Source organism: Francisella sp. SYW-9, assembly GCF_008711465.1.
GTDB lineage: Bacteria > Pseudomonadota > Gammaproteobacteria > Francisellales > Francisellaceae > Francisella.
Genome location: NZ_VXKQ01000026.1, coordinates 37,532 through 61,170 on the forward strand (window position 1 = coordinate 37,532; position 23,639 = coordinate 61,170).

Genomic DNA, 23,639 nt, shown 5'->3' on the forward strand with positions numbered 1-23,639 from the left:
CTATCTGCAAAATTGCACATCAATGTTTAATTATATTTGGTTATATAAAAGACAAAATCATGTAGTATGTATTATGGGACATATTAGATTTAGGAAACTTTTATATGAAAAAATTTTTACCAATATCATATCACCAAAAAAGATTCTTCTTAGAGTGGGCAATTGACCCTATCAGCACTAAATACAACCTTTCTTTAGTATACAAAATCAAAGGCAATCTCAAAAAAGATTCTTTAAAACAAGCATGTCAAAAGTTTATTAATGATAATGAGGTTTTCCATGCCAGGTACTCTCAAAATGGTGAAAAATGTTTTTACGGAGATTACAGTATAGATGATTTCTATATAGAACTAACTCTTAAAGAAGATGATACTAGAAAAAATATTGAGGAAATATTAAGAGAATTACTAGATAAAAAATTTGATCTAACAAAAGATGTCTTAAACAACTTTTATATTATAGAAATTGATAAAAACACGCACTATTTTATATTAACCTCAGCCCATCATATTATTCAAGATGCTACATGCCAAGTACAAATAGTAAATCAAATCTCCCAAAACTATAATAATATTGTCTTTAATAAAGAAATTTCATATAATCTTGAATCTTTTACCGAAGCTGTTGCCGCAGAAAAGTTAATATTAACAGACGATTTTAATAAACAAGCAAAAAGTTTCTGGGAAGAGTTTATCGGTGATACGCCTCTAAATGTTAGCCTACCTTATAAGAGCAATATAAATAAGAAAGCTGACAACCTTGCAGATTATTTATTTTTCAACTTTGATGAGATAAAGACTAAAAAATTTAAATCTATAGCAAGAAGTTATAAAGTTACTCCATTTATACTTATCTCAGCGATATATGCTCTGATAGTTTCGAAGCTTAGCGCCCAAAAAGACTTTTTAATAAGCTATCCAGTAGATACTCGCCCAAAAGGTTTTAAAAATGTAACAGGATGTTTTGTAAACAATATCCTTTTAAAAATAAACTTGGAGAAGATAACCACATTTAATGAGCTTTTAGAAAGCCTAAAGAACCAACGTAAACTAACAAGAAAATTCCAAGACTACTCTCTAAGTAATATTATAAGTGATCAAAGAAAGCTAAAAAATGAAATTAGTGATAATTCTCTAAATGTTAGCATGGGGCAGGCAAATTTAAACTCTTTGGAGTTTTCATTAGATAAGCTCAACATCAAACCAGTGAACATGTCATGGTCGGATGAATCTATTAGTGACTTAGCACTATTATATGACGAATATTCACCAGAAAATCTAAAATTTAAACTTATCTGCAAAAAAAATATTTTTTTTGAAGGATTTATTAAATTAGTTAAAAACTCTTTTGATAAACTTGTAAATATTCTTTTAGATGATGGATCTATAAATTTAACAGAATTCTCTTTACTAGATAGTTCAGAGTATCAAAATATTATATATAACAAAAATAAGACTCTTCAAAATTACCCAGATAATAAAACCTTACAAGAGCTCTTTGAACAACAAGTGGTAAAAAGCCCAAGTAAAATAGCTTTGGTTTTTGAAAATCAAAAGCTAACTTATAAAGAGTTAAATGAGAAAAGTAATCAACTAGCTAGATATATAAGACAAAAATATAAACAAATTACAAATAAAGAAATCAAACCAGACACACTAATCCCTATATGCTTAGAAAGAAGCTTAGAAACAGTAATTGCTATATTAGGGGTCATAAAGGCAGGTGCCGCATATGTACCTATCGATCCTAATGCTCCTAAAGAAAGACTAAAGCACATCTTTTCTGATACTCAAGCGAAGCTTATTGTTTCACAAAAAGCTTTAATAGTAAAAATCAAGCAAATAACTACCACCTATGTAATTGACATTTTCTCTAACTTGGATATTGATAGTTCTGACCTAAATATTATTAATAATCCTAAAAGTTTAGCTTATGTGATTTATACTTCAGGAACCACAGGTACTCCAAAAGGGGTAATGATTGAACATAAAAATATCATCCAAACATTATCTGATAAAACACTGTTCTCTAATGCAAAAAAAACTGTATTATGGACTTCATATTTCTTTGATGTTTCTGTATTTGAGATATTTTCAAGTATTTGTTTCTCTAAAGAGTTACATATATTAAATGATGAAACTAGGCTTAACCCTATATCTTACTTTAGATATTTAGACTCAAAAAAAATACAGTTTGCTTATATACCTCCTTTTTATATTAAAGAGCTCTCTTTATTTTTAGCAAAAAATAAACTCAAAGACTTAAAAACTATTTTTACAGGTGTCGAAAAAATATACGCAAAAGATACTGAAAATATCTTAAGCAATGGTATAGAAATAATAAATGCCTATGGACCATCAGAAACCACTGTATGTAGTACTGCAATATTCTTAAATACGAAATATACTCAAAGAGAAATACTACCTATAGGTAAGCCTCTAGATAATGAAAAAGTTTATATACTTGACGATAATCTTCAACCAGTACCTGTAGGTGTGACTGGTGAATTATATATTGGTGGGGCTGGTCTATCTAGAGGTTATTTAAATAACGATATTCTAACTGCTTCAAAGTTTATTAATAATAATTTTGCATCTAAAGAAGATAAGCTAAATGGTTATACACACCTTTATAAAACTGGAGATCGTGTGAGGTGGCTACCTGATGGTAACATCGAATATATTGAGAGAAATGATTTTCAAATTAAAATCAGAGGCTATAGAGTTGAATTAGGAGAAATAGAAGCCGTTTTAAATAACTTGCCTCAAATAAAACAAAGTGTAGTAACTGCAAAACAAAATGCACAAACAAAAGAGTTATATTTGGTAGGTTATTATACAACAGAGAATGCAAAAGAATTAAATGATGGTGTATTAGAAGAAACTCTAGCTGAGTACTTACCTGATTACATGATCCCTAATGCTCTTATAAGACTAGATAATCTGCCATTAACTGTAAATGGTAAATTAGACCGTAAAAGCTTGCCTGATATAGATCAGCCTATCGGAACTTCATATAAAAAACCGACGACTAAACTAGAGAAAAAACTTTGTAAAATATGGGAGAATATTTTAGGTGTAAGCAAGATAGGAATTATTGATGATTTCTTCAAAATAGGCGGTAGTAGCATACTGGCAATGAAGTTAGCATCTCAAATTGCAAGTGATTTATCTAGGGAAGTTAGTTTAGCCGATATTCTTACACATAAACAAATATCTAAACTAGCTAACTTTTTAGAAAGTAAAACTACTAGGAATACAACCATTCCAAAACTAAATAAAGATTCTGCTATCCTTTCATATGCTCAAGAAAAACTATGGTTTATAGAGCAGTATGAATCTGGAACTAATGCTTATCATATCCCTTTATTATTAATATTTAAAAATAGCATTTGTACAAATGCCATTAAGAAATCAATAGTATCAATAGCTTCTAGACATAAAGTTCTAACATCTCAAATCAAACAAGATGATAAAGGAAGTAGTTTTCAAAGGTATTCTGATAAAGCTATTATTATAGATGAATATAGTTCATCAACTGACAACTTAGCTCAACAACTTAAAAGTGATATAAACAGACATTTTGATCTTAGCAATGATCTGCCTTTTAGAGCTTCTTTATATCATAAAGAAGGTCAAATAGAACTTCTAATAAACTTTCATCATATAGTTTCTGATGGATGGTCTATTGATATATTTCTGAGAGAGTTCAAAGAACATCTTAAATATTACACTAGCCAATCTAGCTCATTAGACTTACCAGAACTTTCTATACAGTACAATGATTTTGCAATATGGCAAAAGAAGTACTTAAGTAAAGATGTGTTAGCAAAATACTTAAATTTTTGGAAAGAGAAATTATCAAATTATGAAACTTTAAATTTACAAACAGATTTCACAAGACCTTCAAAAATCAGTTATCAGGGTGATTTAATCGAACTTAATTTAGGGATAGAAATATCAAACTCGTTAAAGAGGTTAGCTAAAGATGAAAATTCTTCTCTATACTCTGTTTTACTTAGCGGTTTTTTTATACTTTTACATAAATACACAAGCCAAAAAGATATAGTTATAGGGACTCCCGTTGCTGGACGTGATCATAGCCAACTTCACGATTTAATAGGTTTTTTTGCCAATAGTATTGTATTAAGAGAAATTATAGATCCTGAGCAAACAAGTAAAGATCTTATAAAACAAGTCCAAAACAACCTTGCAAAAGTACAAAAATATCAAAACATACCATTAGAAAAACTAATTGCTGAATTAAATGTCCAACAAGATCAAAGTAAGCACCCTATATTTCAGGTGATGTTTGGTCTACAGAGTTTTGCTCCAATTGAGAACAACTTATTTAAAGTAACCACCCCTGAATACAATATTTCTAAATTTGATATTGAATTTTTTGTCAATGATTCAAACGAGGAATTCTTATTAGAGGTAAGGTATGCAACAAGCTTATTCAAAAGAGAAACTATAGAAGCATTCTCTCAACATTATAGATTAATTTTAAAACAACTATTAGATAAGAATAGGAAATTACTAAATTATAATATTTTAAGCCCAGAAGAATACCAAAAAATAGTATATGATTGGAATCAAACAGTTGTTGATTATCCGAATAATAAAACTTTCCATAAGCTATTTGAAGAACAGGTAGAAAAGAATCCAAATAATATAGCTTTAGTATTCGAAGATCAAAAACTTACATACAAAGAACTTAATGAAAAAAGTAATCAGGTAGCTCGATATATACGTAAACAATATAAAAATATCACCAAGCAAAAGTTTCAAGCAAATACTTTAGTTCCATTATGTTTGGAAAGAAGTTTTGAGATGGTTATTGCTATATTAGGCGTTATGAAATCAGGAGGAGCATATGTACCTATGGATCCTGAGTACCCAGCTGAAAGGTTTAAACATATACTGACAGATACTGATGCAAAAATAGTTATTACTCAAAACCATATAGCAAATAAATTAATCGAGATAGTAAAAAATGCTAAGTTAATATCTCTCGATTTAGAGACTAATCAGGATAATTATATATATTCCCATGAAGATAGCTCAAACCTAAAACCATATAATAATTCAACAGATTTAGCATATGTTATATATACAAGTGGTACTACTGGACTACCAAAAGGTGCTGTTATCACACATAGATTATTAGTTAATAGGTTAGTATGGCAAAGGGGTCAATATAATTTCAACACCGATGATAATGTTTTACAAAAAACACCTTATATCTTCGATGTATCTGTATGGGAGTTATTATTGCCACTAATATCATCTAGCCAATTACACATAGCAAAGCCAGAAGGACATAAAGATCCTCAGTACCTATATAACTTAATACTTAGTAATAATATAACTAAGTTACACTTTGTTCCTAGTATGCTATCTGCATTCTTATCTTATGTTAACTCTATAGAAATATCTCATACTTGTATGAAAGATGTTTTTACTAGTGGAGAAGCTTTATCTGTTAGTGTTGCAAAAGAGTTTAAAAAACTATTTAGTGAGGTTAAGTTAAATAACCTATATGGACCTACTGAAGTAGCGATAGATGTTACATCTTTCAATGATATTGGCTTAGATGATACTATTATCCCTATTGGTAAACCAATAGATAATATAAAAACATATATATTAAACCAAAATAGTCAACCTGTTCCTGTAGGAGTGCTAGGAGAATTATATTTAGGGGCTGTAGATTTAGATAATGGATACTTAAATAGACAAGACCTAACAGATGAGAAATTTATCAATAATCCATTTGCTACAGAAGCTGATATTGCTAATGGATATACCAAACTATACAAAACTGGTGATTTAGTAAGATGGTTACCTGATGGTAATATCGAATATGTCGGTAGAAATGATTTCCAGGTTAAGATCCGTGGACTTAGAATCGAGCTTGGTGAAATAGAAAACCAATTAAACAATATCGATGGGATTAAGCAAGTTTGTGTGCTTGTCAGTGAAAAACAAAATATAAAATCATTAATAGCTTATTATGCTTGTGATTCAAAACTAGATGATCAATACCTAATAACTGAATTATCTAGAACCCTTCCTGACTATATGATCCCTAACATATTCATTCACCTTAAATCAATGCCATTAACTGTAAATGGTAAACTAGATCGCAAGGCTCTTCCTGAACCATCTCTAGAGATAAGCAAAAATGACTATCTTGCTGCCTCCACAGAGTTACAAAAGCAGCTTTGTACTATATGGCAAGAAATATTAAATATTGAAAATATCGGTATAAAAGATGACTTCTTTAGAATTGGTGGCGACTCAATATTGAGCATCCAGTTAAGCTCAAAGCTAAGAAAATTAGGATTTGAATGTAGTGTTAAAGATATTTTTGATAATCGTAATATCTTAAACCTTGAATCACATATATCCAAAACTAAACAAAAACAAAATATTCTTAAAGAAGAAGGAATATTAGAAGGTAATATCCCCCTTCTTCCTGTACAAAAATGGTTCTTCGATATGGTAAACCTTGATAGGTTTAAAAAGTATAATCATTGGAATCAGTCTTTCATTATTAAAACTCCTATACTAGATATTAAAAAGATACCTAATGTATTAGCTGAGCTTGTTAAACACCACGACATATTAAGAGCTAGATTTATAAAACAACCTGATGGAACTTATACTCAGTTGTATCAAAAAAATATACAAATACCTACTATCAAAACTCTAGATATATCTAACCTTTCTCAACAAGATATCGAAACTACTCTTACTTCATGGCAAAGTAACTTTGATATACAGGATGGTGATTTATTCAAGGTTGGATATTTATATGGGTATGAAGATGGTAGTGCAAGACTTTACTTTGCATTACATCATCTAATAGTTGATGGAGTTAGTTGGAGAATATTAGCCGAAGACTTTAAATGTATTTATAACCAAGAGCAATTACTATCTAAAGCAACCAGCTTTAGACAATATTCTAGACTTATTAGTAACTATAAAACTGATAACGAATACTGGCTTAACATCATATCAAAAACTCCAAAATATGATATTAAATCACAACCAATCTCATTTACCAATGTCTCATTAAATCAAAACTATACTGAAATACTATTACAACAAGCTAATAAAGCATATCATACAGAGATAAATGACTTATTACTTACTGCATTAGCCTATACATTAGAAGACTGGGCTAAGCAATCTACTAATGCTATAACACTTGAAGGACATGGTAGAGAAAATATAGCTGACAATATAGATATCAACCACACAGTAGGATGGTTCACAACTATGTATCCAGTTATTCTTGAAACTAAAGGTAGTGTTCAAGATAGTATCAAGTTCATTAAAGAAAACCTAAGATCTATCCCTGAAAAAGGTATAGGATTTGGGGTGGTTGAAAGTTATACCAAACTACCACCTATTAGCTTTAACTACCTTGGACAATTCGATAACAAGAATAGTAACTGGCAAGTAGTCGCAGAAAATAGTGGACTAAGCATGCATCTAGATAACGATGATTATAACTTCATAAACATCAATGGTTTGATCTCGAAAGGACAATTGAAATTCAATGTAGCTACTAAGCTTGGAAGTTCAATTACAAATAATATAGCTGAAAGCTTAATTAACAACTTGCAAAAAGTTATTGAGCATACATCTACTATTGTTTCACAGAATCAAAGCTTCTTTACTCCTAGTGACTACAATATCAATTTAAGTATTGATCTATTTGATAGAATATACTCTGATAATGTTGAAAATATTTTACCTACTAACAGTTTACAACAAGGATTTATCTACCATAGCTTATCTCAAAAAGATGATGATGCTTATAGAATCCAGCTAATGTTTGATTACAAATCACAACTTAATATAGAAAAATATATACAAGCATGGGATCTTGCAATAGCAACAAACCCTATCTTAAGAACTTGCTTTAATTGGGAAGAAGAATTAATTCAAATAATACATAATAAAGGAGTTCTGGAGCATCACTTTATAGATCTTACACAATCTAAAAATAAAGATCGTATCATTAGAGATATTCAGCTAGAAGATAGGAAAAAAGCCTTTGACCTAACAAAACCAACTCCTCTAAGAATATATATCATAAAACAAAATCAAGAACACTATACAATATTAAAGTCAGTTCATCATATAATAAATGATGGATGGAGTACACCTATCTTACTTGATCAAGTACATCAATATTATATCAATATCTGTCTTAATAATGATCTAACCATAACTCCTGATAACTCTTATATAAATGCTCAGCTATATATTCAACAAAATAAAGACCTTGTTAATAAGTATTGGCAAGATAAACTCTTAAACATTGAACCAAACAACCTAAATATTCTTATAGATAAAAATAAGAATATAAAAAGCGTCCACTCTCTTGAAAAACCTTATACACAATCTATAACTATTCAGGCAGATCTATATAGCAAATTAAAAGACATTTGTATAACACAAGGGATAACACTAAATACCATACTTCAATTTGTATGGCACAAACTTATAACAATATATACTCAAGATAAACAAAGTATTGTTGGCACAACAATATCTGGTAGGGATATCCCTATTGAAGGTATAGAAAACAGTGTTGGATTATATATTAACACTTTACCTTTAGTTATTGATTGGGATAATGATTTGAGTATTAAAGAGCAGTTAAATTCTATCCATAAAAATATTATCGATATGAATAATAACTCATACGCTGATTTATCTTCTTTACAAGATGGATCTCAACGATTATTTGATAGTTTATTTGTTTTTGAAAATTATCCTGTACCTGAGAAAAAACCTCAAAAACAATACCAGCTAGATGCTCAGTTTAAAGAGGCTATTGAAAAACTTGACTACCCTATTGGAATAATGGGATATGAACATGATAATAAGCTGATAATAAACTTAAGTAGCTCTGATGAAATATTAAGCAAAGGTAAAGCTCAACAGCATCTTGATAAATTAATCTTATTATTAAACCAAATTGGCCAGGATATTAACAAGAGTCATAATCAGTTAACGTTACTGACTCAAGAAGAATACCAAACAATAGTATATGGTTGGAATAATACAGATGCTAACTATCCAACACAGCAAACTATAACCGATCTCTTCCAACAACAAGTTGAAAAAACCCCTAACAATATCGCTGTTGTATATGATAACCAAGAGCTTACTTATAAGCAGCTAGATCAAAAAGCAAATCAACTAGCTAGATATATAAGACAACAATATAAACATATCAACAATAAAGAACTTACAGCTGATACATTAATACCTCTTTGCCTTAATAGAAGCTTAGATATTGTTATTAGCATATTAGCTGTTATCAAAGCTGGTGCTGCTTATGTTCCTATTGATCCTAAACTTCCTAAACAAAGAGCTAAGCATATCATCAATGATACTAATGCTTCTGTATTAATAACCCAAAGGCATATACAACACACTTTCAATGACTTTGATATACATAGCATTATCATCGATCAAGATATAATATCTCAACAAGATAATAAATCTCTTAATTTAAATACCAAACCTAATAACTTAGCTTATGTTATTTATACATCCGGTACTACTGGACTTCCTAAAGGCGTTATGATTCAACATAAATCAGTTGTGAATCTATTTTTTGCTCAAAGAGAGTCTTTATCATTTAGTGATGATGAGGTTGTACTATTACTGGCTTCATATATTTTTGACGTTTTTGTTGAGAATTTTATACTAAGTCTAGCCTCAGGATCAAAACTAGTATTAGGAGAAAATATAACCGAATTAAAACAACCTTTGAAAGATTTAATTCATCAGCATCATGTTACTCATGTAGATCTAACTCCTTCTTTTATAAACTCACTGAATAACAAAGATTTAGGAGGTTTAAAAAGAATAATTGTGGGTGCTGAAATGCTTCCAATTGAACTAGCAAATAGACTATATACAACAGAAATAAATCTAGTTAATGCATATGGTCCAACAGAGGCGACTGTAACATGTATACAACATATCTATAAATCTAGAAGAGAGAATATGCCTATAGGAAAACCTTTAAGTAATACTCGCTCTTATATTCTTGACTCCAACCTTAAGCCTGTTGCTATAGGTGTTACTGGTGAACTACATATAGCTGGTGTTGGTGTGGCTAGAGGATACTTAAATAGACAAGACCTAACAGATGAGAAATTTATCAATAATCCATTTGCTACAGAAGCTGATATTGCTAATGGTTATACCAAACTATACAAAACTGGTGATTTAGTAAGATGGTTACCTGATGGTAATATCGAATATGTCGGTAGAAATGATTTCCAGGTTAAGATTCGTGGATTCAGAATAGAGCTTGGTGAGATAGAAAGTCAAATTCTAAATATAAATGGAATTAAGCAGTCTATAGTACTAGCAAAAAGTCATGCGCAACGAAATACTAAATATCTTGTAGGATATTATGTCTCAGACAGCTCCTTTAAGCTAACTGAAGATAGCATATTAGCAGAACTATCTAAGACACTACCTGAATATATGGTTCCAAGTACTATTATAAAACTTGATAAGCTTCCACTTACAACTAATGGTAAAGTAGACCATAAAGCCCTACCAGACCCTAAAAATATCGATACAGAAGAGTATCAAGCACCAAGAAATAAATTAGAAACATTATTATGCTCAACTTGGCAAGAAATATTAAATATTGAAAAAGTTAGCATAAATGATAACTTCTTTAAAATTGGTGGGGATTCAATTTTGAGTATCCAACTAAGCTCAAAGCTAAGAAAGTTAGAACTTGAGTGTAGTGTTAAAGATATTTTTGAATATAAGATACTTAAAAACCTTGCAAAACATCTAAAAAATAATTCAGAAAAAAACTATAGCACTATTTCTGAGCAAGGAATATTGAAAGGTAGGTTTGACTTACTTCCAATCCAGTCATGGTTTTTTAAACAAAACTTTAATAACATACATTATTGGAATCAAGCGTATAAAGTAAAAACGCCTAATTTAGATTTGGATAAATTAAAGTTAGCATTGCATAAGCTAGTGAATCATCATGATATTCTCAGAGTAAGATTTATACAAGATGAAAACCAAAAATGGAATCAAGAATATCTAGAAAAAATCAATGATATTGATATTAAACATTATATAAATGATACTACTAGTAAAAGTTTAGAGTATCAAATGACAGAATGGCAAACTAACTTTAATATAGAAAAAACACCATTATGGAATATTGCCTATATTGAAGATACAGTTAGCAAAGACAACTTCATTTGGTTATCTTTACACCACCTTATAACAGATATTGTTTCTGCGAATATATTTATTGAAGATCTTAAGACCCTATATTATCAGGAAGAATTGTTAACTAAAAAAACCAGTAGCTACCATCAATGGGTTTATACTATGAATACATATGCTGACAAGCATAAGAACGAAATTGAATACTGGCGATATTTATATAGAGCCACATGTAATATGCCTATTATAAATACTATTGAAAAGCATAGGCATTTTAGTTTTAAATTAGGTTCAGAAGATACTTCAAAGCTGGTTTCTAACTCAGCCAAACTATTTAAAACAAAGCCTAATGAAATACTCTTAGTAGCATTAGGCTTAACTATGAGAGAAATATTTGGCGATAGTAGTAAACATTTAGTGACTTTAGAAGGTCACGGTCGTGAACAAATAGATAAATCAATAGATGTTAGTAATACTATAGGATGGTTTACAACTCAATTTCCGTTTAAAGTCAATATAGATAATAACAGCCTTGCTAACTCTATATTAAATGTCAAAGAAGATCTAAGACATATACCTAATAATGGTATTGGATATGGTATTTTCAAATATATGAAGAATGCTTTACCAAATAATGAACTACCTACTATAGTCTTTAACTACTTAGGGAAGCTACAAAATGAATCCGAAACAGATTGGAAAATATCTCTAAAAGATGTCGGACAGGTTATTCACCCAGATAATAAAGAGCCGATGACTATAAGCATTAATGCTTTAATTGATCAAAATGATTGTCTTTGTATGTATATTGAATCTGCTTTAGAGTTAAATTATTCAGCTAGATTTATAGATACATTAAAATCTAATGTTATCAAGATTATGGAATTCTGCTCTAACAATATAAATCATAAGAATACATATTTTAGTCAAAGTGATTCTATTGATTATGAAAAATTTATCGAGTTTAATAAAGATAAACCTCAACAAGTATTCTTCTTACCTCCAGGTGATGGTGGAGCAGAAAGTTATATAAACAATATTGTTACAAAGCTAGATGACTACAGATGTACACTTTTTAACAATTATTATCTATATGCCGGTGCACTTAATAGCACGGCCCAAGAAAGAATAACTTATGAAAGCCTTGCTGAGTCATATGTTCGAGAAATGTTATTAATAAACCCTAAAGGACCCTATATATTATTTGGTTGGAGCTTTGGCGGAACTTTAGCCTTTGAAGTAGCCCTAAATCTCTTAAGAAAAGGATTTTCTGTTGAGAGTATTACTCTTATTGATCCATACTTTAATTTTAAGAAAGTCGTCAACTCGACTAACCTTAAAGAACTAAAATGTCATTTGGAAGATGAAATAAACTATCATTATAGCCCAAATGTATCGGATCTAAACTTAGAAAATACAAGAATCAATTTTATTAAGGCTAATGAAGTTGAAGGTTTTGATTTACAAAGAAATCCTAGTGCTACTAAGCAAGTCATTGATACTTATGAAGTTGCCGAATCTCATTATGTTAAATCAACTATATGTAATTATTTAGATGACTATATTGATTTAAATAAAATCAATTTACAACATATGGAGGCTGGTCACTTTAATTGGTTAAATAATAATAAAATCATTTCTCAAATTGCTAAACTTATTAAAGAGTAAAACAATGGTCTGAAGCCATATTTATACCCTCACTCTAAATAATTCTACAAATTTCTACGCAATCCTTTTTCTATGCAACCAAATCCATACAAGTGGAATTGCGATAATTATTATATCCACAACAACTAAAATCGAAGTATAACGAAGGATATCTGTGACATGAGAAAACCCTGGAGGGAAAAACCCAAGTATAAAGCCTAATGCACACATAAATATTGCTACTACGGATATAGTTACCAATAACCAATTAGAACCTCTTTTACCAATATAAAACACTCTATGTGTCTCTGGTTGAGTAAATCTAAGTCGAATAGCTGCGACAAATACCATAATCCAAGCAACTACTGTAAATTGCGACGTAATAGCAACTAGCAAGGCAAAAGCTGCATATACTGATGGCATTATTAAAAATGCCGTTGATAGCACAATAACTATACAGACTTGGATTCCAAGCATATTAACTGGCATATTAAATCTATTTTTACCTGCCATGATCTTTGGAAATAATTGCTGTTCTGCTGCTGTTTGCATACCTCTAGCTGGACCTAGTACCCATGTACTAAGAGCCGCCAACATCCCTATACTTATCATCACCACTATTAAAGGTTTAACATCACCTAGCCCAATTATGTTTAGAACCTGTGAAATGCCTTGTATTAAACCATTTAAAACATTCACATCTTTTACAGGAATAATAATATCTAACCCAACAGTTGCTAAAATAGTTAAAGAAACAATTATCACTGTCGCTAACAATATTGACTTAGGAATATTTTTCTCAGGCTTTTCAATATTTGTCATATGGAAAGCTACTGACTGGATACCTGAATATGAGGATAAAGTCTTAACTAAAAGAGCATAAGTACCTAGAGAAAAGGCTGGTAGAATATCACCCACGCCATGATACTCTAAATTACTATGTCCTGATACAACAAAGTAGATAGCTCCCAATATCAACAGTATTCCTGGAATTATCATACCAAATACAGCACCCACGATATTAAGTATCACAACCTTTCTTAAAGGTAAGCAGTTAAATAAACTTATTGCGATAAAGACCGCAACCATTACTAGCCAAAATGAAAAACTCGTATGAGTATTTTCAGCAAAACCTCGAAAACCAATATAAGCAAAGGTCGCAACTAATGCCGTTACAGAGCTAGGAAATGACACTACATTATTAAACCACTCTAACCACATCGCAAGCACACCAGCTTTTTCACCCAAGCCAGCCTTAACCCAGCTAAACACCCCACCGTTATTTTGTGTAATCATACTACTAAGTTCTGCACATATTAATGATGTTGGTAGTAAAAATGTAATTGCAGCAATTAGATAAAAGAAAATACTTTGTAGACCAATCGTTGCCATGTATGCAATAGAACTTAAACTAATTATCGCTGAGATGTTTAACATCGTTAACGATAATATAGAAATTTTCTTATTAGATAAACTCATAATAATATTAACCTTATATAAAATATTCTTTAACTTCTGGTCTTAAATTATACTCACTGGCCAATACTTTACCATAAGCTCCTGCTGAATATATAGCTATTAGATCACCTCTTTTTAATTTGGGTAATGGATAGTATTTAGCAAAAACATCGCTTGACTCACAAATAGGCCCAACAACATGGTAGCGCTCTTTATTAGGTGTATCATTTACTAGTCCTACTATTTTATGTTGAGCTTGATAAAGAGCAGGTCTAATTAGTTCAGTCATTCCAGCATCAATTATAAGAAAGTTCGTTTCTTGGGTTGTTTTATTAAATAACACCTGTGATAAAAGTATTCCAGACTGACTTACTAATGACCTACCTAGCTCAAAATGCAATTTCACATCATCACAATATTCAAAAAAATTAGCAAAGCTCTCAAAAAAACTTTCAAAATCTGCAATAATATTCTCTTTAGGGTTATCATAATCAACTCCTAATCCACCACCAAAATTAATATGCTTGATATCAATTCCTTTTAGCCGTAGTTGTTTAACGTGTTTATTTGCTGTAATAGCTAAAGATTGAAAAACTTGATGATTTAAAATTTGTGAGCCTACATGATAATGTAATCCAACTAAGTTAATGTTCTTAAGATTTGCAAAATCCTCATCTAACCATTTAAGAACATCTACAAACGCAATACCGAATTTATCATCAAACTCTCCTGTACTAATATAATGATGTGTTTGAGCACTTATATTTGGATTTACTCTCAAACAAATATTTACTTGCTTTGATTTATTTCTAGCAATCTCATTTATAACTTCTGTTTCTTGTATTGACTCACAATTAAAAATAAAGATATCCGAATCAATAGCTAAATTGATTTCCCAATCTGCTTTACCCACTCCAGCAAATACTATACGACTAGGATCAACTCCACACTCTAAAGCTCTTTTTATCTCACCACCACTTACACAATCTATACCCATACCATGCTTTTTAACAAAATTAATAATCTCACGATTATGATTTGCTTTTATTGCATAGTGAATCTCTGCATCTTTAAAGCTTCTATTTAATGCCTGTTTTGCCCTATAAAAAGTATCTTCTAACAATTGGGTATCATAGATATAGCAAGGTGTTTTTAGGCAGTTCTTTTGTATATAATCTAGTAATTTTTTATTATCAAAAATAAGGTAATCTTTCATTTTAATTTCCTTGAGGCAAATTCGGCAAGTTCCATAACTCTTGCAATTTATTATAAATCTTTTGAGGTAACTGGACTAATACTGGATATTTTCCATAATCTAATAATTGTACAATACCTTTAATATCTTTCTCTGACACAGCAGTGCATCCTTCTGTACCTATATTTTGAGATCTCCACTCATGCATAAAAATACAAGACCCTTTCTTAGGCTTAGTAGGATTTTTATTATACTGGATCTCAACACCATATTTATACAAAATTATCTCAGACATTTTCTCAGATGATTGCCAGTCTTTCTCTACTTCATTAATGTTAATAATCTGATTATAATATTTTGAATTACTATCATCTATACACTCTATCCCTGTTTTCACGGGAATATAATTTTTATCATTGTTCTCTTTATTTTCAAAACCAAAAGATTTACCAATTCTCATAACCCCTGCTGGAGACTTATTATCAGACTCTACCTTTAACTGAGCATCTACTATTTTTTGCAATGACTTATCTGCCCATGCTAAACCCTTTTTACCAATCACAGCTGGAATAGCTAACTTAATCGGCAACCAATAATTTTGATTATCTTTATTAAAGAACCATAACCTAGCTTGAGTATTTTGCCAATCATCAGTTACTACAACTATAAGTTGCTGAGCCTTTTCTATCAATTTAAGCGATTCTTGATATGTCACCCTAATCCTCTTTAATATCTAAATTTAAAATAATTTTGGAACGCTATTAGAAAAGGTTTAGACGTCAAAATATATTTATAAAAATCAATAATTCTGTAGATAAGAGCTAAAAGTGTATTTATATTTTCACTTGCTACCTGTCTAACAAAAATCATATCAAATAATCAAGACTAAATAATAATGTATAATTTACAATTTTTTTACACCTAAAATTTAATTATTTGATTTTTATTACCTCGAAAATATTATACAATCTTATCTAATAAGGCTTGGTTAGTTAATAAACTAATTAAGTTAGAAATTGCACTATACAAAATAGAATGTTTATATATTAAGTTTCTTTACTTAATGTAAAGAGATTTTTTATATTATAAGTATTCTCATAAACTTCAAATCACAAAGGAGATGCATAAATGAATGCTCAAAAATACATTGATAGCGTAATTGCTGAAGTAGAAAAAAGAGATGGTCACGAAAAAGAATTTATTCAAGCCGTGAAAGAAGTATTCTCTACTCTTAAGCCAGCATTAGAACAAAACCCTAAGTATATTGAAGAAAATATCTTAGCTCGTATGGTTGAACCTGAAAGAGGCATCTCTTTTAGAGTACCATGGACTGATAGAAATGGTGATGTTCAAGTAAATAGAGGTTTCAGATACCAATTCAATGGTGCTATTGGCCCTTTCAAAGGTGGTATTAGATTCCACCCTAGCGTATATTCTGGAATTATCAAATTCCTAGGTTTTGAGCAAGTTTTCAAAAACAGCCTAACTACACTTCCTATGGGTGGTGGTAAAGGTGGTGCTGACTTTGACCCTAAAGGCAAAACTGACCAAGAAATCATGAACTTCTGCCAAAGCTTCATGATGGAACTTCAACGTCATATTGGTCCAGATAGAGATGTTCCTGCTGGTGATATCGGTGTAGGTGGTAGAGAGATTGGCTATATGTATGGTCAGTATAGAAGAGTAAGAAACTCTTTTGAAAACGGCGTATTAACTGGTAAATCTCTTGAATCTGGCGGAAGCTTAATTCGCCCAGAAGCTACAGGTTATGGTGCTGTTTTCTTCTTAGATGAAATGCTTAAGCATGACGGTGAAACTATGGATGGTAAAACTGTAGTTACTTCTGGTTATGGTAACGTTGCTTGGGGTGTATGTAAGAAAGTTGCTCAATTAGGTGGTAAAGTTGTTACTATCTCTGGTTCAAAAGGTTTTGTTCATGATCCTGAAGGTATCACATCTGAAGAAAAAATTGAGTTCTTGCTAAAAATCCGTAATGGTGAGAAAACTATGCAAGACTATGCTAAAGAGTTTAATGCTAGCTGGCACCCAGGTGAGAAGCCTTGGGGTGTAAAAGCTGATATTGCTATCCCTGCGGCAACTCAAAACGAAATAGATGTTGAAGAAGCTAAAAAACTTATTGAATCTGGCGTTAAGTACGTTGTTGAAGCTTCTAACATGCCTACAACTAACGAAGCGATCGAATTCCTAATGAAAAAAGGTATAAACCTAGCTCCAGGTAAAGCTGCTAACGCAGGTGGTGTTGCTGTTTCTGGTTTAGAAATGTCACAAAACTCAGCACGTTTATCTTGGACAGCTGAAGAAGTTGAAGCTAAACTACAACAAATCATGGCAAATATTTTCCATGCTTGTAAGTTTGCTAGTAGCAAATATAACCTTGGCTACAACTTAGTTGCTGGTGCTAACTTAGCTGGTTTTGAAAAAGTTGCTGAAGCAATGATCCAACAAGGTAGATATTAATACTTTTCTTTTATTTCTTTTTCCTAAAAAATTCAAACAACTGATATACTTTATTTCATATAACTATAAATAAAGTATATTTTTCTATAATGACTATACCAAATAGTAAATTCGACGTGATAGTAGTCGGTGCAGGTGCTGCTGGGCTTATGTGTGCTATTGAAGCTGCAAAAAGAAACCGTTTAGTACTTGTACTAGATCACGCTAATAAAGTTGGTAAGAAGATACTTATGTCTGGTGGCGGACGTTGTAACTTTACTAACTACAATATCGCTTCTGATAGATATATAGCTGATAATCAACATTTTATGAAATCGGCCCTATCTCGCTATACTCAATGGGACTTTATATCCTTAGTAAGTGATTATAATGTACCATACCATGAGAAAACTTTAGGTCAGCTTTTTTGTGATAATAAAGCCAAAGATATAGTTAATATGCTCTTAGATGAATGTAAAAAATATAATGCTCAGATAAAGCTACATACTTCAATAACAAGTATAAAGAAACAAGATGAGCTATTTCATATTACTACACAGGATAATAACTATACATCTCAATCATTTGTTATTGCTACTGGAGGCTTATCAATCCCCACAATGGGAGCTACAGGATTTGGCTATAAAATAGCAAAACAATTTGGGCTAAAAGTAAACTCTCAAAGAGCTGGTTTAGTACCTTTTATCTTCAATCAAAAAGATCAGAAGAAATTTACTCAATTAAAAGGAATCTCTATTTTCTGCAGAGTATCTAATGATAAAACACATTTTGATGAAAATATCCTTTTTACACATAAAGGATTAAGCGGACCAGCTATCTTACAGATATCATCATATTGGAATACTGGAGAACCTATCAAAATTGATCTATCACCGAATACACATATCAATGAATTCTTGAGTCAAAAAAAAGCACAAGGATCAAAATCAATTATAAAAAACATATTATCAGAACTATTTCCTAAAAACTTTGTTGCTGTTTTTTTTGATGATGGCATACTAAATAAAAGAGCCTGTGATTTATCTTTTAATGATATAAATACTCTTCATGCAAAGTTACATGAGTGGACTATATATCCTCAGGCTACGGAAGGCTACCGTACTGCAGAGGTAACACTAGGCGGTATTAGCTGTGACGAACTATCGTCAAAAACATTAGAATCCAACAAGATTAAAGGCCTATACTTTATTGGTGAAGTTGTTGATGTTACAGGATGGCTTGGAGGTTATAATTTTCAGTGGGCTTGGGCTTCTGGTTGGGCCGCTGGACAAGTTGTATAAGATGAAAAGCTACGTTATAATAACCCCTTAGATACAGATGAGTTGCTACATAATATGAGAATCCCTGCTTCAAAAGAACTAGATATTAAGAAAGCTATATTAAAAGCTATAGAAAACAATACAAGTCCTGCTAAATTAGCAGATAGTTTTGGTGTATCTAAAAGTACGATTTACAAGTATCGTAGAGGATTGACAGAACAAGGATTTATCAAGAAAAATGAGAATGGTGCTTATATAATCCAACCAAATAAATTCTCAACCAAATCATCAGAGGTTCCTAAAACAGCTGATCTTGAACTATCTTATGAAAGTGAAAACCTAGAGATAAAAGATAAAGAATATGTTCATATAAAGGATCACCATGTACAAAATTTAAATGACGATGCTGCTCAATCTGAAGAAGAACAAGAAGTAGAAGTAAAGATTTTAAAGAAAAAACAAAATTTCACCTCTATTGAAGAACCTAATGATAAGCAAAAAGGTCTATTACAAAGACTTTTTGGTAAGTTTATAAAAAAAAAAGGCTAACCTCTTCTCAAGAACTTAATTAAATAAACTAATAGAAAAGCTGCTACTCCTAATATTAATCCCCCAATAACGCTACCTAAATATAACGGTCGCCAAAACTGATCAATATTTTGCATTACATAATTTGCATAAGCGCGCCAATCTACCACATTAATATTCAACCCAAGCAAAAAACTACCAAAAATATAATTAGTAAAATATATTGGTAACCATGTAATGGGATTACTAATCCATACACAAGCTATAGCTATAGGTATGTTTGCACTGAGATAAACACACATAATAACTGTTGGAACCATCTGAAAAGGCATAGGAATCATCATCCAAAATAAACCTATCATTAAAGCTCTAGCAACAGAACCATAACTTAAGCGCCATAAAGACTTTTTAAGTAATTTCTCTTCTACAAACCTAAGACCCTTAGTTTGACCAAGAGATTTTTTCAATTTAACAAGCTTACGCGCCCTGGAATAGTTCATAATAAAACTATTTAATACTAACAGTAAGTTTTACATAATTATTATTCTAAACTAAACTAACAAGTAGTTATAAAATAAATAACTTAAATATGAAAAAACAATCAATATTAATAACAGGTTGCTCTCACGGAGGCATAGGATATGCTACAGCAGTTCATCTTAAAGAGCTTGGCCATCGAGTTTTTGCATCAGCTCGAAAACAACAAGATGTTAATAAACTTATATCAGAAGGCTTTGAGACTTATCTCATCGATGTTAATAACTATACCCAAGTTGATGACGCTCTTAATGATATTCTCAAAAAAACCAATGGGACACTTGATGTAATATTTAATAACGCAGCATTTGGTCAAGCAGGAGCTATTGAAGATATCAAAACAGAATATCTTAGGGAAGAATTCGAGACTAACTTTTTTGCACTTCATAACATAACTCGCCAAGCCATCAAAATAATGCGTAAGCAAGGCTATGGAAAAATAATTCAACATAGTTCTGTATTTGGACTAGTATATTCAAAGTATCGTGGACCATATATAGCTAGTAAATATGCAGTCGAAGGACTAACAGATACTTTACGACTTGAACTACATGATTCCAACATTCATATTAGCACTCTTAATACTGGACCAATTACAAGTAAGTTTAGAGAAAATATGATCAAGACAACAAAAAATATAGATATTGAAAATTCGTATCACAAGGAAGAATATAAAAAAATACTTAAATGGCAACACAAAAAGATTCCTTTTAATGAACCTGCAATATCAGTAGCAAAGGTTGTAGAAAAGATAATCAATTCAAAACAACCCAAAGCCCGCTACCATATTACAAAAGCTACTTGGATTTTTGTTATTCTAAAAAGAATTTTACCTACTAGCTTGTTAGATAAGACACTACGTAGTTTATAAATATTATCTTCTAAATTTATAAAGAGCCCAGCCTATAGCTATAAATATAATTGGCCCTAAAATCAGTTCAAATTCATATATCGCAATATCATAAAACCCTTTTAGATCTCCAGGTGGCTGAAAACTGAATATAATGCCCAATGAAGTTGATATGAAAACCAAAGTACCTAGTATATATTTATAACTGTTATCCATAAGCTTTATGTAAGCAACGACCAAATATAGATATGGTATAAAATAAAGTACTGTTGCCATAAGTATCAGGGCTTGATACATCACATTTACTGATGGTAAGAAATTAGTAAGCAATACTATCAATGTCACAAGTATTCCCATAAATATTAAAGCATTCCTAGGAGAATCATGCTTATTAGTTTTGTGTAACCACTCAGGAAGTATTCCTTTAGGTGTACATTTAAAAAACATAACTACGGGAGCTAAAAGCCAAATACTTACCGCAGCAAGCTCAGCAAATGTAAGCAAGAATGCCATCAACCTTGGAAACCAGTCCCAGCCAAACCTTTGACCAATTACTTCAAAAGCTTGCATAAGTCCAGAAGCACTATTTATAGTATTTGGTGAAGCAACTAGATTTAAAGCAACTGTTCCTAGAATGTATAATCCCAATAAAATAAAAGCTGAAATCATCAAACCATAGTATAAATTACGTTTAGCATCTTTTACTGAGTTTGCAAAGGTTGGAATAATCTCGATACCTGCCATCGCGAACATAATAATTGTCAAAGTTGAGAGGTTATGCCAAACATTATCATGAGGTATAACATTTTCTAGAGAAAAATCTGTCGCACTTTGCCCTACCATTAGATATGCAATAAAACCTAAAACAATAATTGCAATCGCAGGTAAAAATGAACCTAAAACACCTCCAACATCAACTAAATATTTATTTGCCTTTAATCCATAAAAACTAACAATTGTCACTAGCCAAAAAGCTGTTAAAACTACAATCGTAATATAATAGTGATTACTAACCAAATCAGGTCTACCAATAAAGTATGCAAAATTTGTTGCTAAGAAAATAAGCACTGCGGGATAATAAAACACGGTATTAACCCAATATAGCCAAGCTACCATAAAACCCGCTTTTTCACCCAAAGCTCTAACAGTCCATGAGTATATACCACCCTCATCAGGATGCTTTTTAGAGAGTTCAACCGCAATTACAACAAGTGGCAAAAAAAACATTACTGCACCAAGTATCCAGAAGAATATCGCAGAAGCTCCTAAACAAGCAGCAACAGGTATCCAGCGAATACCAAAGTTAGCGGTAACTGCCATTATTGTTACATCTTTTAGGCCTAAAACCTTATTTTCCGTAGAAACTGAACTCATAACTATACTCTTATAAAAAAAGAAATAATAATTTTATTATATGTAATGAAAAATAAATATATAAGAATATTCTAAATATTTAGAAAAATAACTATCATATCTAAAACAACTAATACAAAATCATTAAAATGTCACAAATAAAAATATTTGGTTTAGAAAATAACTTAAAAGAAATTAGAGAACAATTATCTGAAATAATTCATACAACAATAATTGATGTACTATCTTTTCCTAAAGATAAGAAATTTCACCGTTTTATTTCTTTTGATCAGGATAATATGATATTCCCTAATGATAAAAGTCCTCAATATATAATTATTGAAATCATAATGATGAAAGGAAGAGAAACTAGTACTAAGAAAAAGCTAATAAAGTCTCTATTTCACAATATAAGTAAAGAATTAAAGATTGCTCTTAATGACATTGAAATTTGTATTATAGAAAGTGAACCCTCTAATTGGGGATTTAGAGGAGTCACTGGTGATGAGATAAAACTAAATTATAAAGTTAATTTATAAGGTATTTTTAGATGAAATTGAACAATATTATACCATGGGGACGAAGTCTTGAAGAATACAGACAAATGTTTTTGCTCTCACAAAATGACTTAAAGTCAAAAATTTTAGGTTGTGGTGATGGGCCTTCGAGCTTTAATTATGAAGTTACTAACATAGGTGGAGATGTTACTTCTATAGACCCAATCTACCAGTTCTCCAAGAAAGATATAAAACAAAGAATTATTGAAACTTCAAAAGAAGTAATAAAACAGCTTAGTATAAATAAAGATAAATATGTATGGAAAAGCATAGCATCTATAGATGCTCTATATAATATTCGCACAAAGTCTATGGATAATTTTCTTAGCGATTATGACCGTGGCAAGTCTGAAAGCAGATACATATATAATACTCTACCAGATTTATCTTCTTTTGCAGATAAATCTTTTGATATAGTCTTATGCTCTCACTTTTTATTTGGGGCTGTCCTAGATAACTAAGTTATGTTAGGATGGTTTTGATGAGAAAAAGTAGATTAAGTTCATACAAGCAAGACAAATTAATAGAGTT

At 30.9% G+C, this 23,639-nt stretch carries 12 protein-coding genes; 7 read left to right on the forward strand and 5 right to left on the reverse strand.

Going from position 1 to position 23,639, the window contains the following annotated elements:
* The first annotated feature begins 104 nt into the window (after nucleotides 1–104).
* Nucleotides 105–12,914, forward strand: coding sequence for a non-ribosomal peptide synthetase (locus F3D62_RS10170; protein ID WP_150468139.1), 12,810 nt, complete (start codon nucleotides 105–107; stop codon nucleotides 12,912–12,914).
* A 54-nt stretch (nucleotides 12,915–12,968) separates the two neighbouring features.
* On the opposite strand, the gene F3D62_RS10175 is transcribed toward F3D62_RS10170, so the two are convergent.
* The 3 genes from F3D62_RS10175 to F3D62_RS10185 are packed head-to-tail and all read right to left on the reverse strand — an operon-like array spanning nucleotide 12,969 to nucleotide 16,213.
* Nucleotides 12,969–14,372 carry an APC family permease gene (locus F3D62_RS10175; RefSeq protein ID WP_150468140.1) on the reverse strand — a complete coding sequence of 468 codons (1,404 nt, stop codon included), beginning with the start codon at nucleotides 14,370–14,372 and terminating at the stop codon, nucleotides 12,969–12,971.
* 13 nt (nucleotides 14,373–14,385) lie between these two features.
* Complete coding sequence (gene lysA / locus F3D62_RS10180) at nucleotides 14,386–15,567, reverse strand: diaminopimelate decarboxylase (protein ID WP_150468141.1); 1,182 nt, start codon at nucleotides 15,565–15,567, stop codon at nucleotides 14,386–14,388.
* Between the two features lies 1 nt (nucleotide 15,568).
* Nucleotides 15,569–16,213 (reverse strand): L,D-transpeptidase, encoded by a 645-nt coding sequence (locus F3D62_RS10185; protein WP_224732679.1) that lies wholly within the window; start codon nucleotides 16,211–16,213, stop codon nucleotides 15,569–15,571.
* Between the two features lie 461 nt (nucleotides 16,214–16,674).
* On the opposite strand from F3D62_RS10185, the gene gdhA reads away from it, so the two are divergent.
* The 3 genes from gdhA to F3D62_RS10200 all read left to right on the forward strand — a co-directional run bounded on the left by gdhA (nucleotide 16,675) and on the right by F3D62_RS10200 (nucleotide 19,832).
* Complete coding sequence (gdhA, locus tag F3D62_RS10190) at nucleotides 16,675–18,024, forward strand: NADP-specific glutamate dehydrogenase (protein WP_150468143.1); 1,350 nt, start codon at nucleotides 16,675–16,677, stop codon at nucleotides 18,022–18,024.
* An 89-nt stretch (nucleotides 18,025–18,113) separates the two neighbouring features.
* Nucleotides 18,114–19,304 carry an NAD(P)/FAD-dependent oxidoreductase gene (locus F3D62_RS10195; RefSeq protein WP_150468144.1) on the forward strand — a complete coding sequence of 397 codons (1,191 nt, stop codon included), beginning with the start codon at nucleotides 18,114–18,116 and terminating at the stop codon, nucleotides 19,302–19,304.
* 54 nt (nucleotides 19,305–19,358) lie between these two features.
* Nucleotides 19,359–19,832 (forward strand): replication/maintenance protein RepL, encoded by a 474-nt coding sequence (locus F3D62_RS10200; RefSeq protein WP_150468145.1) that lies wholly within the window; start codon nucleotides 19,359–19,361, stop codon nucleotides 19,830–19,832.
* Here F3D62_RS10200 and F3D62_RS10205 read toward each other — a convergent pair.
* Nucleotides 19,829–20,311 (reverse strand): DUF2062 domain-containing protein, encoded by a 483-nt coding sequence (locus F3D62_RS10205; protein ID WP_150468146.1) that lies wholly within the window; start codon nucleotides 20,309–20,311, stop codon nucleotides 19,829–19,831. The two genes, F3D62_RS10200 and F3D62_RS10205, sit on opposite strands and share 4 nt — an antisense overlap.
* An 89-nt stretch (nucleotides 20,312–20,400) precedes the next feature.
* Between F3D62_RS10205 and F3D62_RS10210 the strand changes: the two genes are divergently transcribed.
* Entirely contained in the window at nucleotides 20,401–21,219 is an 819-nt protein-coding gene (locus F3D62_RS10210) for an SDR family NAD(P)-dependent oxidoreductase (protein WP_150468147.1), read from the forward strand.
* Nucleotides 21,220–21,222: 3 nt separating this feature from the next.
* Here F3D62_RS10210 and F3D62_RS10215 read toward each other — a convergent pair whose 3' ends face one another.
* Nucleotides 21,223–22,572: an APC family permease gene (locus tag F3D62_RS10215; RefSeq protein ID WP_150468148.1), complete on the reverse strand. Its 1,350-nt coding sequence runs from the start codon at nucleotides 22,570–22,572 to the stop codon at nucleotides 21,223–21,225.
* Between the two features lie 128 nt (nucleotides 22,573–22,700).
* Here F3D62_RS10215 and F3D62_RS10220 point away from each other — a divergent pair, with 128 nt between their 5' ends.
* Nucleotides 22,701–23,090 (forward strand): tautomerase family protein, encoded by a 390-nt coding sequence (locus F3D62_RS10220; protein WP_150468149.1) that lies wholly within the window; start codon nucleotides 22,701–22,703, stop codon nucleotides 23,088–23,090.
* Nucleotides 23,091–23,101: 11 nt separating this feature from the next.
* Nucleotides 23,102–23,569 (forward strand): hypothetical protein, encoded by a 468-nt coding sequence (locus F3D62_RS10225; RefSeq protein ID WP_150468150.1) that lies wholly within the window; start codon nucleotides 23,102–23,104, stop codon nucleotides 23,567–23,569.
* Nucleotides 23,570–23,639: the final 70 nt, after the last annotated feature.

Coding starts and splice junctions, on each gene's coding strand:
- F3D62_RS10220 (WP_150468149.1), top strand. CDS start 22,701: ATGTCACAAATAAAAATATTTGGTTTAGAAAATAACTTAAAAGAAATT.
- F3D62_RS10215 (WP_150468148.1), bottom strand. CDS start 22,572: ATGAGTTCAGTTTCTACGGAAAATAAGGTTTTAGGCCTAAAAGATGTA.
- gdhA (WP_150468143.1), top strand. CDS start 16,675: ATGAATGCTCAAAAATACATTGATAGCGTAATTGCTGAAGTAGAAAAA.
- lysA (WP_150468141.1), bottom strand. CDS start 15,567: ATGAAAGATTACCTTATTTTTGATAATAAAAAATTACTAGATTATATA.
- F3D62_RS10200 (WP_150468145.1), top strand. CDS start 19,359: ATGAGAATCCCTGCTTCAAAAGAACTAGATATTAAGAAAGCTATATTA.
- F3D62_RS10170 (WP_150468139.1), top strand. CDS start 105: ATGAAAAAATTTTTACCAATATCATATCACCAAAAAAGATTCTTCTTA.
- F3D62_RS10225 (WP_150468150.1), top strand. CDS start 23,102: ATGAAATTGAACAATATTATACCATGGGGACGAAGTCTTGAAGAATAC.
- F3D62_RS10210 (WP_150468147.1), top strand. CDS start 20,401: ATGAAAAAACAATCAATATTAATAACAGGTTGCTCTCACGGAGGCATA.
- F3D62_RS10175 (WP_150468140.1), bottom strand. CDS start 14,372: ATGAGTTTATCTAATAAGAAAATTTCTATATTATCGTTAACGATGTTA.
- F3D62_RS10205 (WP_150468146.1), bottom strand. CDS start 20,311: ATGAACTATTCCAGGGCGCGTAAGCTTGTTAAATTGAAAAAATCTCTT.
- F3D62_RS10195 (WP_150468144.1), top strand. CDS start 18,114: ATGACTATACCAAATAGTAAATTCGACGTGATAGTAGTCGGTGCAGGT.